We start from the raw sequence: 13,080 nt of genomic DNA on the forward strand, positions 1-13,080 counted from the left end.
GTGCCGGAACGTCATGCTGCTCAAATCTAATGAACGCCCGCTTGTAGATGTACTGGCTCACTCCGATACCGTACTATTCATCGGCTCAGGCGTCTCCATCTGGTCGGGTTTGCCCAACTGGAATTCGCTCCTCGCGGGACTCATCGCGGCATGCGTGCGCCGCGGTCGGGGCGCGCTGCTTGCCCAAGATGCCTTAGCTCGAGGCGATCTACTCGACGCCGCCGACAAGCTTGGGGATCAGATGACCTCATTGGAGATTGCGTCAACCCTACGAGAGGACCTTGAGTTTACGAAATGTCGCCCTCACGAGATTCACTCGCTTATCACCAATCTTGGACCCCAGCGGTTCGTAACCACTAACTTCGATACCCTCATTGAGCAACAACTCGGACTGGAAGGGAGGCTCGGCCAATTTCGTACGGTAACCAACCGTCAGGTTGCTGAGCTCGCCGATATCCAAAAAGCTAGCGCCAATCATTTCATCTTCAAACCCCATGGAGATCTAGGAGAGGCCGAGAGCCTTGTCCTCTCTTCATCCCAGTACGATCGCATTCTGTTCGGAGCGTCGAATCTTGTAAAGGCAGCACTGGAAACGCTATTCGTAAGCAGACCCATTTTATTCTTGGGATACGGGCTACGTGATCCCGACATGCTAATGCTCCTTCGTTCTTTGAAGGAACGATATAATGGAAATGCTGGAGAGCTTTGGGCCATCGTCGCCGATGCGAGCGCTGAGTTAAGAGACTACTATTGGAGACAATATCGCCTGCAACTCGTTGGGTATCAGACAACATTGAATGGCGCATGCCATGACCAGTTAATTGGCTTACTTCGAACCCTTTCGAAGGAACACGCCGACAAAGCCAAGACCACGACACGCTCTAAAACTGAGGATCCCGAGCGCGACCTGATCCGCTACGCGGCGCGGCTAATCCGCCCGACTCCCGCCATCTCGTTCCCACTAAGAGTCACATTGGCCAGCTGGCACGACCACAACCACTTTCCACGACGAATTCGGGCATTTCACCAGGCCGACCTATCGAGCCTCTTAGAACAACTTGACGAGTCCTTTATTTTGCAAGGGCGCGCCGGCTCCGGAAAGTCGTTCGCTCTCGCTGACCGCATTTCCCGTGCTGGCCGCGAATTGCTCGACTGGTGCTTAGCCAAAGATGAACGGGGGGATGCTCCACAGATTCCTATCTTATTAGATGCTCGTCTCTATAAGGGTAGTTTTACGTCGCTACTCGCGGCCACGGTTCCAACATCGATTGATCTAGCACGCCTCTCCCAAACCCACACCATCGTCTTGTTCGTCGATTCGCTCGATGAAATGCCATCCGAATATCTCGATTCTGGTCAGTGGCGCATCGAATTGGAAATCCTGACATCGAGCTTCCGCCACGTAATTCTGCAATTTGGCACGAGACGCGCCGACTTGGCATCCGATCCCACACTGCCCGTCTTCACGATTGACGCCTTAGATGAAGACTTCGTCCAATCGAATTTAGCCGAACTTGGTAGAACCAAAGAGGATGTATCCTTCGATCTCTTCGAGTCTCTCAAGACCCCATTCGTTTTGACCCTCGCACGGCGGCTGATTGGATATCATCGAGATATTACTTCGGCTCCGGCTCTCTTTTCAAAGTTTCTTGCCCGTTCGCTAGAAACAGCGGGAGTCACAGATTCGGACAGGATTCTGGCCCTCTTATCGGAGCTCGCCAACGAAGTCCTGACGTCAGGATACGACACGTTTCCAATCAACAAGGCTGCGCTTAAGCTCGAAGCCAAAGGCACTCGGACACACGGTGCCGGGGAGAGCCGCCGGCTGATCGATCGATTGGTTAGCGTCGGGATATTGATCTCAGAGATAGACGATCACGTGAGGTTTATACATCGATCAATCACGGAATTTCTCGCAGCGATCTATCTCGCCCGCTCATGGCGAATCAATAAACAGCACCTTTCGACAATTCTTAATGTGAGACGGTGGGATAACGCTGTCGCTTGGGCGGCCACCCTGCTTGAGGACCACGATTCCAAGCAACTGCTAGGCGATGTTTATGCAATAGACCGGCAATTAGCTGCAACCATTGCTAACGTAGCGGAAATAGGCAAGCAGGATCTTTGGGAGGTCCTCATTGATCTTTTGATCACGTTTCCCCCGTCCGACGACGAACAACGTGAGTTTATTTTCTCTATCGAAGGATGGCCGATTTCTGAGCAGGCGATCCCAAAGCTGCAAGACTTGACGGAGCGCGATGACGAGCTAGGCGGCTGGGCTGCAGCTATTCTGTTGCCTACTTTGTCGGACGACGGCGTCTGCATGTGGATTGATAAACTCGGGCGCAATGAACGAGGCTACAATTTTCTGAATTTCTTCGGACCGACGCTAGGAAAACACATCTCTAGCGATGCATTGCTAGAACACCTCTTATCAACGCTGCGGGCGACGGTAACCGCACCGGAAGATGAGGATCACGGAAACGCAGGCTCCGCATTTACCAGCGTAGCGGGCGACATTCCGAAGCCGTATCGAGACAAGCTCCTCGCATGGTCAAGGAAGGAAACGGCTTTAATCCGAGGTTTGCTATGTTCATCGCTTCAGGATGTCGACGATGACATCTCAGTTCAAAAATATCTCACGCAACAACTTGATCGCGGCTTGTATGCAGCCGTTTTCGGCGCTGTATCTCGGACTGCGATATGGCAAGGGAGTCTGGCGTTGGTGGCATCTGACTTTCACTCCACGCCGAGCAAACCAGCTGGTGGATTACATCCGATCAAACCGCCCTGGATCTCGGTGGCATATGGAGTTACTTAGATGCCTAGCAGTGCGAAGTTACGATTGGAACGTTAAGTTAAACGAGATTGCGCGGGCCGAACCTGACACGACGCTGCGTCGAGTACTGCTTGCGCTCGTATCGAAAAAAGCCGAAGCACAAGCAAAGCGCATCGTCATTCGAGCTCTAAAGAATATCGATTCTCTAAAGGTCCAGGAGCGTACATTCTGTTCTCTGATAAGCGACTACAACATTTCGATCGAAGAGACACTCGCACTGGACGCACTTCAGCGCGACACCTTGAGAGTCCTGAAGCTCTTGGATGATTTCTTATTCTCGGGGAATCGCGATAAGCATCCGATCAAAGTGGAACGAATCGGCGAGTGGATCGAAGTTCTTCACTCGAAATTTCCGCCCGAAGACTGGACCAGCCAACATTCGCTCGGCTCCGCCTGCGCCTATTTGGCCAGGATGGTCCCAATAGTAGACCAGCGCACTATCTTAAGCATTGCGAATAGCTCAGATAATCAACGCCGTGATTTTGCTCTCGGCATGATTGTCCCCCACATTCCTGCAATAACGACAGATCTTCTCAATGAAATCGCTTCGAAACGGCTCGTCGAGATGTACGTGACAGGAAAGATAGAACCGCATCCTTCGCCTGGGGATATAGCTACAGAAAAATTCATCTCCGAGACCGTTTTACCCTACGCAGAATCTATAGGCGAAGATGCATGGGAACGCAGATCCATCGAACAAGTATTGCTCGATGCTGGTCGACGCCACGATCGACGGTATCACGCACCTTGGTCGCCGACTGCTCGCACCAATAATGCCCGATGATTGTAAAGCAGGAATGAGAGACGCCGTGATGAAAACTTTGCCGTGGCGTCGCCGGGCGCGGCCAGCGCCATGCGCGACAACCAGGCGGTCCAGGGTCTGATCGGCCGCACCGAGGGGGACTTACGCGCCGCGCGCGCCTATCTCTATGCGACGGTGAATGCGATGTGGCGCGACCTCTGCGCGACCGGCCAATTCAGCCCGGCGCATCGCAGCGCCGTTCGCCTCGCCGCGACCTGGACCATCCATCAATCGGCCAAGGTGGTCGACGCCGCCTATCACATGGCGGGTGCGACCGCGGTGTTCCGCAGTAATCCGTTCGAGCGGCGCTTTCGCGACATGCACGCGATCGCGCAGCAGATCCAGGCGCGGGATACGCATTATGAGGATGTGGGGAAAGCGATTTTGGCGGAGGGACGCTGAACTACAGCCGCAATGACGCTGCGCTCCCTCGCCCCGTTCTTACGGGGCCGCGACGAGCTTCGCTCGCGCTGAGAGGGTTGGGGTGAGGGGCATCTCTCCACACGGGCGGTCGTTGAAGGACCTGTCCCCCCTCACCCGGAATCCGCGCTACGCGCGCATTCCGACCTCTCCCCGCAAGCGGGGCGAGGTAAGGGGCAGCCCGCCTTACGCCACCATCGCAGCCTTCTCGCCACCATCGATGCCGCGCTGGGCGGCGAGCAGGCTGATGATCTCGGCATTCGGCCGGGCCTTGCTGAACAGAAAGCCCTGGCCCTCGTCGCAGCCCTCGGCCCGCAGGCAGCTCAGCTCGGCTTCGGTCTCGACGCCCTCGGCGGTGATGGTGACGCCAAGGCCTTTGCCGAGGCTAACGATGGAGCGGATGATCGCCTGGGCCTCGCGGTTGGCGCCGAGATCGCGCACAAAGGACTGGTCGATTTTGATCTTGTCGAACGGGAAGCTGCGCAGATAGCTGAGGCTGGAATAGCCGGTGCCGAAATCGTCCATGGAGATGCGGACGCCGAGCGCGCGCAGCGCATGCAGCGTCGCCAGCACCTGCGCGCTCTTTTCGAGCAGCAACGTCTCGGTGATCTCGAGCTCCAGCCGCCGCGCCGGCAGGCCGGAATGCTTCAGCGCGTCCGTCACCACCGAGAGCAGATTGCCGCTGCGGAACTGGAGCGGCGACAGGTTGACAGCGACGCGGACGTCGTCCGGCCAGGTCGCGGCATCCAGGCACGCCCGGCGCAGCATCAGGCCGCCGAGCGGATTGATCAGCCCGGTTTCTTCCGCGACCGGAATGAACTCGGCCGGCGAGACCATGCCGCGCTCGGCATGCGGCCAGCGCACCAGCGCCTCGAAGCCGGTAATGCGGCCGCTCGAGAGGTCGATCAGCGGCTGGTAATAAGGGCGCAGCACGTCGTTCTGGATCGCGTCGCGCAGCTCGACCTCGATCTTGCGCCGGCTCTGCGCCCTGGCATCGAGCGCGGCCTCGAAGAACGCAAAGGTGCCGCGGGCATCGGCCTTGGCGCGCGACAGTGCCATGTCGGCGCTCTTGAGCAGTTTTTCGGAATCATCGCCGTCGCCGGGCGCCATCGCGATGCCGATGGAGGCGCCGATCACCACGGAATGGCCGTCGAGCAGATAGGGATCGGCGATGGCTTCCAGCAGGCGCTTGGCCAGCATCACCGCATCCTCGGGACGCGTCAGCCCGCTCTGCACGATCGCGAACTCGTCGGAGTTCAGCCGCGCCAGCGCGTCCTCCTCGCGCAAGGTCGAGCGCAGCCGCTTGGCGACGCCGCGCAGCAGCTTGTCGCCGACCGCGTGTCCCAGCGTGTCGTTGACCGCCTTGAAATTGTCCAGCCCCAGCATCAGCAGCGCGACCTTGTCGGAGCTGCGCCGCATATGCAGCAGCATCTCGTCCACCTGCTGGCGCAGCAGGTTGCGGTTCGGCAAGCCGGTCAGCCCGTCATGCTGGGCCATGAAGGCGAGCCGCGCCTCGGCGCGCTTGCGCTCGGTGATGTCCATCAGCGCCAGCAGCACCGCGGGCCGATCGGCATAGGTCAATTCGCGGGAATAGATCGCAAGGTCGATCAGCGCGCCGTTGGCCTTGACGTGCTTCCAGGTGCGTGCGGCCTGCTCCTCGCTGGAGCGATCGGTGGTCCAGGGCGGCTCGCTGTCGAAAGCTTGCAACGAGCGGATCTTCAGCTTCTCGAATTCGGCACGGCTATAGCCGTAATGGGAAATCGCGGCATCGTTGACGCCGAGGATGCGCTCGTCGTCGAGCGCACAGACGATCATCGGGACGGGATTGCCGTCGAACAGCAGGCGGAACGAGGCCTCGCGCTGCTTCAACTCGGTGATGTCGACGCGCAGGCCGACCACGCCGCCGTCGTCGGTCAGCCGCTCGTCGATCAGGATGACGCGGCCGTCCGCGAGCATCTGCTCGTGGCGCGCGCCGGGCTGATAGAGCTTTTGCAGCCGCTCGGCGATCCACTCGTCCTCGTGGCCGGCCGCCTCGGGATAGTCGCCACGCGCGACGCCGATGCGCAGCGTGTCCTCGAGGCGCGCGCCTTCCTCGAACAGATCGGCGGTCTTGCTGTAGATCTCGGCGTATTTCCTGTTCCAGAGCACGTAACGGCCTTCGGCATCGAGAAACACGATGCCTTGCGGCAGGAGGTCGATGGCCTGGCGCAGGCGCTCATGGGATTTGCGGGCCTCGGCAATCGCGGCTTCCGCCTCGGCGCGGCGGCGCAGGAGTTCGTCGCGTTCGGAAACGGGTCGAGGCGCGCGCGCGAAGCGCGGCTTGCGCGGCTGTCGGCGAGCCCGGGCGAGCACGCCTCCCTTTCGCTTTGCTGTTTTTCGAGACCCCAAACTCAACTCTATGCGTCCCAGTCGCGCCCAGTGGCCGCAAGTTTTGGGGCAAGTGTCTGAAAAAAAAGTAATCTTGGGTGGCTTGTCGATCGATCGCACAGTCTGGTGGCCTCAGGAAAGCAGCCGTTATTGCCGCTTTGCGCGGCGCGACAGCGCCGCCGGGCGCGCCAAGCCCATCACATCGTCGTCATCGGAGAACGCGATGGCGCAAAATTGCGCGCTGCCTTGAATCATTTCCGAGATCGCGCGCGAATGCATACAGAGGGCTGGGAGCACGCCTCCCACGCACGAATTTTGGTCAATGCACGAGAGGGTTATCGCGTCGTTAAAAATCGGCCGACCGCGCGTAGGGAACTGCGACTTTCGGACAATATTTCAGCCGAAGGACTGTTTCTTAACCCTGACGCCGCGTTGCGTTATAAGGATGACAGCATGAGTCCCCGCCGCCTCGCTCCTCTCCTGCTTGTCATGACGTTCCTGACCGCCGGCGCCGCGCTGGCCCAGGACAAGGGCAGCGTTAACCCAAAACCGCTACCGCCGCTCGCCAACCCAAACGATCCCAGCATCGGCGCCAAGGAGTTGTTCGCGCGAAAGCTGCTGCCGTCGAAGGGAACGGCGCATGTCATCGGCTCCTACACCAAGGGCTGTATCGGCGGCGCCATGCAGATGCCGCTCAACGGCGACAATTGGCAGGTGATGCGGCTGTCGCGTAACCGCAATTACGGTCATCCCGACATGATCGCGCTGATCAAGCGGCTCGCGGCCAGGGCGCATAAGGACGCGGGATGGCCGGGCATTCTGGTCGGCGACATCGCCCAGCCGCGTGGCGGGCCGGCACTGTCAGGCCATGCCAGCCATCAAATTGGCCTGGATGCCGACATCTGGCTGACGCCGATGCCGGACCGTCGTTTGTCACGCGAGGAGCGCGAGGACATGTCGGCGGTGATGATGGTGCGCCAGGACCGGCTCGACATCGACCCCAAGGTGTTCACGCCTGCTCATGTGCTGGTGCTGCGCGACGCGGCGCAGGAACCGGCGGTGCAGCGCATCTTCGTCAATCCCGCGATCAAGAAGGCGCTGTGCCGCGAGGCCAAGGGCGACCGCTCCTGGCTGTCGAAAATCCGGCCGTGGTGGGGCCACGACTATCACTTCCACATCCGCATGCGCTGCCCGGCGGGCTCGAGCGAATGCGAAGGCCAGTCGTCGCAATCCGAGGACGAAGGCTGCAAGCCGTCCGACCTCGCCTACTGGTTCAGCGACGCCGTGCTGCATCCGAAGCCTCCGCCGGAGCCGCCGAAGCCAAAGCCGCCGATGACGCTGGCGCAGATGCCGGCGGCCTGCAAGGCGGTGCTGCACGCGGTGGATGCGAAGCAATAGGCGGCTGGCTGGGCAAGCTGCCGCCTCACCCACCGCTGTCGTCCCGGGGCGCGCGAAGCGCGAGCCCGGGATCCATAACCACAGGGAGCGGTGGTTGAGCGAAGCGGTAACTCCGAGTCTTCGTCAAATTCCTCCCTGGGGCTATGGATCCCGGATCTGCGCTCCGCTTCGCTGCGCTTGTCCGGGATGACAGAGTCATGACTGGCTCCCATCCTCTGAAATGCGCTAGGATCGCCTTGCCGCTCTGCCGTAAGCCGAGCGGCCCTGTCGGGACGCGCATCCCGCCTTTCAGCAATGACCGCAAGCCCCGCCTCTTTCGCGTGGCCAACGATGAGATTTGACATGCGCGTCCTCACTTTCCTCGCCGTGCTCTCGCTCAGCGCGACCTCCGCTCTCGCCGCCGAAGAGCCCAGCGGCTGCGACAAGTTCAAATGGCCGATCGAGCGCGAGCGCGCCGCGCTCACCGCGCCGGACCGTGCCAGGCTCGCCACGGGAAGCGAACAGGCGGCGCTGCCGTCGTCGGCCATCACGCTGGGGCTGGTTGCCCCCGCGGACGCGAAGCTGCCGACGCCGCCGGAAAGGGCGCCGAAGGACGGCACCTTCGCGGGCTTCACCAGCATCAAGGCGCCGAAGGCCGGGCTCTACACCGTCAGCCTGTCCAGCGGGGCCTGGGTGGACGTGGTCCAGGACGGGCACTTCCTCAAGCCCGTGGCCTTCAGCGGCGCGACCGATTGCGACGGCATCCGCAAGACCATGAAATACGAGCTGTCGGCGCAGCCTTTCGTGCTCCAGGTCAGCGGCGCCAAGGACAATTCGCTGTCGATCGCGATCCTGCCGGCACAATAAGTCGCTTGGTTGGACAAACGGCCGCCTTTGACCTGAAGGCTTAGCCTGCTATCTTCGCACCTGCGATATCCCCGCCGGCCGTAAGCCGTTGCGGGGACACGTGGAACAGCGCTTCCGCCCGTCGCACGCCAACCCACCCAACGCCAGATTTGCGCGTGCATTCGCGCGCGCGAACTCGCACGGAGCGCACTCCATGATTCGTATTGCCGGACTTTTCACCGCTTTCGTCCTCTTCGCGAGCGCGAGCCTTTCGCCTGCCGCCGCCGAGGACAAGACCATCACCGTATTCGCCGCCGCCTCGATGAAGAACGCGCTCGACGAGATCGACGCCGCCTACACCGCCAAGACCGGCGTCAAGTTCAGCGTCAGCTATGCCGCAAGCTCGGTGCTCGCCAAGCAGATCGAGCAGGGCGCGCCGGCCGACGTGTTCGTCTCCGCCGACACCGACTGGATGGACTACGCCATCTCGAAGAAGACCATCAACGAGCCGACCCGCGTCAATCTGCTCGGCAACAGCATCGTGCTGATCGCGCCGAAGGACTCCAAGATCGACAACGTCACGATCGCGCAAGGCTTTGACCTCGCCAAGCTCGCGGGCGACGGCAAGATCGCGACCGGCGACGTCAAGTCGGTGCCGGTCGGCAAATATGCCAAGGCGGCGCTGGAGAAGCTGGGCGCATGGCAGGCCGCGGAGCCGAAATTCGCGATGGCCGAGAGCGTGCGCGCCGCGCTGACGCTGGTGGCGCGTGGTGAGGCCAATCTCGGCATCGTCTATTCGACCGACGCCAAGGTCGAACCGGGCGTGAAGGTCGTCGGCACCTTCCCGGCGGACTCGCATCCGGCAATCATCTATCCCGTCGCCGCGACCACCACCGCGAAGGCCGAGACCAACGACTATCTCGCCTTCCTACGCTCGACCGCCGCCAAGACCATTCTGGAAAAATACGGCTTCAAGTTCCTGGTTAGCCCGACGACCTGATATCTACGACTTGATGCTCGACATCTCTCCCGCCGAATGGACGGCGATCCTGCTCTCGCTCAGGGTCGCCGTCATCGCCACGCTGGTCGCAACGCCGTTCGGCATTGCGCTGGCATGGCTGCTTGCCCGCCATGATTTCTGGGGCAAATCGGTGCTCGATGCGCTCGTGCATCTGCCGCTGGTGCTGCCGCCTGTCGTTACGGGCTATCTCCTGCTCCTCACCTTTGGTCGCAAGGGACTCGTCGGCGGATTTCTGGCCGACTATCTCGGTATCGTCTTCGCGTTTCGCTGGACCGGGGCGGCGCTCGCCTGCGGCCTGATGTCGTTTCCGCTGCTGGTGCGCCCGATGCGGCTGTCGATCGAGGCGATCGACCGCCGGCTCGAGCAGGCGGCTGAGACGCTGGGAGCGGCGCCCTGGAAAGTGTTCTTCACGGTGACGCTACCCCTGGCGCTGCCCGGCGTGCTCGCCGGCATGGTGCTGGGCTTTGCCAAGGCGATCGGCGAGTTCGGCGCGACCATCACCTTCGTCTCCAACATTCCCGGCGAAACCCAGACGATTTCGTCGGCGATCTACTCGCTGATCCAGACGCCCGATGGCGACGCGGCCGCGGGACGACTCGTGATCATCTCGATCGTGCTCGCGCTCGGCGCGCTGATCGCCGCCGAATGGTTCGCCCGCCGCGCCACACAGCGTTTGCACGGGAACTGACCATGCTGCGCGTCGACATCGAAAAACAACTCGGCGAATTCTCGCTCTCCGCATCCTTCACCGGCGAGGGCCGCGTCATCGGCCTGTTCGGCGCATCGGGCGCCGGCAAGAGCTCGCTGGTCAACATGATCGCAGGCCTGCTGCGGCCCGACCGCGGCACCATCGTGATCGACGGCGAGACCGTCGACGACACCGCGGCAGGCATCCATGTCCCGACCTGGCGCCGCCGCATCGGCTACGTATTCCAGGACGCGCGGCTGTTTCCGCATCTCAACGTCGCACAGAATCTCGACTACGGCCGGCGGATGAACAGCCTCACGCCCGATCCTGCCCAGCACAAGCGCATCATCGAGTTGCTCGACATCGGCACGCTCCTTGATCGCCGTCCAGGAAAGCTCTCCGGCGGCGAACGACAGCGCGTCGCGCTCGGGCGCGCGCTGCTGTCGAGGCCGCGCCTGTTGCTGCTCGACGAACCGCTCGGCGCGCTCGACGAGGGCCGCAAGCTGGAGATCCTGCCCTATCTGGTGCGGCTGCGCGACGAGGCCAATGTCCCCATGGTCTATGTCAGCCACGACGTCGCCGAGCTGCGCCAGCTCGCGACGCAGATCGTGATGCTGAAGCAGGGGCGGGTGACATCGTTCGGCGGGGTGAAGGTGCTGACGTGAGGGGCGCTGACGGCTTGCCGAGACACCTCGCCCCACCATCGCTGTCATGCCCCGCGAAGGCGGGGCATCCAGTACGCCGCGGCTTCTCGGTTCAATCACAATCGTCTCGGATTACTGGATCGCCCGGTCAAGCCGGGCGATGACAGCGAGGTTGTGGCGGCGGCGCGCAAGCAATGGTGAGCGCTAAACCCCCGCCACCGACGTCCACAAATCCGCGAGCTTGCGCTGCAGCGCCTGCCGGCGCGTCAGCGGCGCGGGCGTTTCCTCGTCCTCCGGCAGACGCAGGCCGACGACGTTGACGCGGCCGCCGGAGATGCTGCGCGCAACCAGCACGATCTCGTCCAGCGGCAGCTCGGCGCCCTCCTTCGGCGCGCGGTCGAGATGGACGTCGAAATAGTCGGCGAGGGTCAGCTTGCCGTCATCCTCGCCGACCTTCACGCCGTAGATCTCGGCAAGCTCGGCCAGCGTGTGCTCGCCGGAGACCATGAAGTCGCCGAGCAAATGCGGATCCGGCGCCGAACTCGGCTGCATGTCGACGAAGAAGCGGTCGAGCGACTCGGCCTTTTCCGGCGGGGCCAGCAGATAGATGTAGTCGCCGGGCGCGATCGGATCGGCTTCGGTCGGGGTCAAAATGTTCTCATTGCGGATGACCAGCGTCGGCTTGGACCAGGACGGGATCAGACCGCGGCGGAAATACAGGCTCTTGGGCCGCACCGGATAGCCGACGAGTTGCTGCTCGAGCTGGCCGGGCAGATCCAGCTCGACGCGGCGTGGACCACGCTCGGCGCGCGGCAGCGCCACGTGCAGCTTGCGCGCTGCCGGTGCCAGCGTCCAGCCTTGCAGCAGCAGCGAGATGATGACGACGACGAAGGCGACGTCGAAATAAAGATAGGCCTTCGACAGGCCGACCAGCATCGGGATCGACGCCAGGAAGATCGCGACGGCACCGCGCAGGCCGGTCCAGGCGATGAAGATCTTTTCGCGCCAGTTGAAGCGGAACGGCGCCAGGCACACGAACACCGCGATCGGCCGCGCGACCAGCATCAGGACGAACGCAACCCCGACCGCCGGCAGCACGCTCGTGCCGAGCCGGCTCGGCGAAACCAGCAGGCCCAGCAGCACGAACATCACGATCTGCGCCAGCCAGGTCGCGGCATCCAGGAACGCCACAACCGAATTATGCGCGCGGGTCGGGCGGTTGCCGATGATGATGCCGGCGAGATAGACCGCGAGGAATCCGGAGGCGTGCATGATCTGCGAGCCGCCGAAGATCACGAGCGCCGCGGTCGTGACAAACGGCGCATGCAGGCCCTGCGGCAGCGCAACCCGGTTGAGCGCGACGACGACGAGACGACCCCCGAGGAAGCCGACGACGGCGCCCAGCACCGCCTCCTGGATGAACTCCATCGCCACATGGCCCGCCGAGCTCGATCCCAGCGAGATGTATTCGACCAGCATCAGGGTGAGGAAGATCGCGAAGGGATCGTTGGTGCCGGATTCGGCCTCCAGCGTCGCACCGACGCGCGGGCGCAGGCGCAGGCCCTGGGTGTGCACCAGCAGGAACACCGCAGCCGCGTCGGTCGAGGCCACGACGGCACCGACCAGCAGCGATTCCGTCCAGTTGAGGTCGAGCGCGTATTTGGCGAACGGCGCCGTGATCAGCGCGGTCAGAAGCACTCCGACGGTCGCGAGCACGACGGAGGGCGCGAGCACGGTGCGGATGCTGGCAAAGCGCGTCTTCAGGCCGCCGTCGAACAGGATCAGGGCCAGCGCCACCGAGCCGACCAGATAGGTGGTGCGGACGTCGTCGAACTGAAGCTGCCCGGGGCCGGAATCGCCCGCGAGCATGCCGATGGCAAGGAAGACGAGCAGCAAGGGCGCGCCGAAGCGCAGAGCAAGCAGGCTCGACAGGATACCGGCCATGACGAGGACGGCGCCGAGCAATATGGCGAGGCTGACAGAGTCGAGGGAAGCCATCCACCTTCCGGGTACAAATCGCTGGAATTGCATCCTTATCGTCGGCAGACTCCCACGCCAACCCATTTTCTCCCACTC

Annotated in this window: 9 protein-coding genes and 1 pseudogene; 8 read left to right on the plus strand and 2 right to left on the minus strand. The window is 62.2% G+C overall.

The window, feature by feature from the left end:
• Positions 1-13 precede the first annotated feature (13 nt).
• From ABIB99_RS38040 to ABIB99_RS38050, 3 genes and pseudogenes are all read left to right on the plus strand, one after another.
• Positions 14-2,821 (plus strand): SIR2 family protein, encoded by a 2,808-nt coding sequence (locus ABIB99_RS38040; RefSeq protein WP_354180813.1) that lies wholly within the window; start codon positions 14-16, stop codon positions 2,819-2,821.
• Between the two features lie 10 nt (positions 2,822-2,831).
• Complete coding sequence (locus tag ABIB99_RS38045; protein WP_354180815.1) at positions 2,832-3,623, plus strand: hypothetical protein; 792 nt, start codon at positions 2,832-2,834, stop codon at positions 3,621-3,623.
• Between the two features lie 57 nt (positions 3,624-3,680).
• Positions 3,681-4,043 (plus strand): annotated as a pseudogene (locus ABIB99_RS38050) (acyl-CoA dehydrogenase family protein); the annotation flags it as partial.
• A 204-nt stretch (positions 4,044-4,247) separates the two neighbouring features.
• Here the strand turns inward: ABIB99_RS38050 and ABIB99_RS38055 are convergent.
• On the minus strand, positions 4,248-6,413 hold the full coding sequence (locus tag ABIB99_RS38055; protein ID WP_354180817.1) for a putative bifunctional diguanylate cyclase/phosphodiesterase: 2,166 nt from the start codon (positions 6,411-6,413) through the stop codon (positions 4,248-4,250).
• 468 nt (positions 6,414-6,881) lie between these two features.
• Between ABIB99_RS38055 and mepA the strand changes: the two genes are divergently transcribed.
• The 5 genes from mepA to modC all read left to right on the plus strand — a co-directional run bounded on the left by mepA (position 6,882) and on the right by modC (position 11,025).
• On the plus strand, positions 6,882-7,826 hold the full coding sequence (mepA, locus tag ABIB99_RS38060) for a penicillin-insensitive murein endopeptidase (protein ID WP_354180819.1): 945 nt from the start codon (positions 6,882-6,884) through the stop codon (positions 7,824-7,826).
• A 342-nt stretch (positions 7,827-8,168) separates the two neighbouring features.
• Positions 8,169-8,672 carry a hypothetical protein gene (locus tag ABIB99_RS38065; RefSeq protein ID WP_354114225.1) on the plus strand — a complete coding sequence of 168 codons (504 nt, stop codon included), beginning with the start codon at positions 8,169-8,171 and terminating at the stop codon, positions 8,670-8,672.
• Between the two features lie 193 nt (positions 8,673-8,865).
• Positions 8,866-9,651: a molybdate ABC transporter substrate-binding protein gene (gene modA, locus ABIB99_RS38070; RefSeq protein ID WP_354180821.1), complete on the plus strand. Its 786-nt coding sequence runs from the start codon at positions 8,866-8,868 to the stop codon at positions 9,649-9,651.
• A gap of 13 nt (positions 9,652-9,664) precedes the next feature.
• Entirely contained in the window at positions 9,665-10,360 is a 696-nt protein-coding gene (modB, locus tag ABIB99_RS38075) for a molybdate ABC transporter permease subunit (protein ID WP_028160381.1), read from the plus strand.
• A 2-nt stretch (positions 10,361-10,362) separates the two neighbouring features.
• Positions 10,363-11,025: a molybdenum ABC transporter ATP-binding protein gene (gene modC, locus ABIB99_RS38080; RefSeq protein ID WP_354180824.1), complete on the plus strand. Its 663-nt coding sequence runs from the start codon at positions 10,363-10,365 to the stop codon at positions 11,023-11,025.
• 183 nt (positions 11,026-11,208) lie between these two features.
• On the opposite strand, the gene ABIB99_RS38085 is transcribed toward modC, so the two are convergent.
• Entirely contained in the window at positions 11,209-13,002 is a 1,794-nt protein-coding gene (locus ABIB99_RS38085; protein ID WP_354180826.1) for a potassium/proton antiporter, read from the minus strand.
• Positions 13,003-13,080: the final 78 nt, after the last annotated feature.

Source organism: Bradyrhizobium sp. LA6.1 (assembly GCF_040547805.1).
GTDB lineage: Bacteria > Pseudomonadota > Alphaproteobacteria > Rhizobiales > Xanthobacteraceae > Bradyrhizobium > Bradyrhizobium barranii.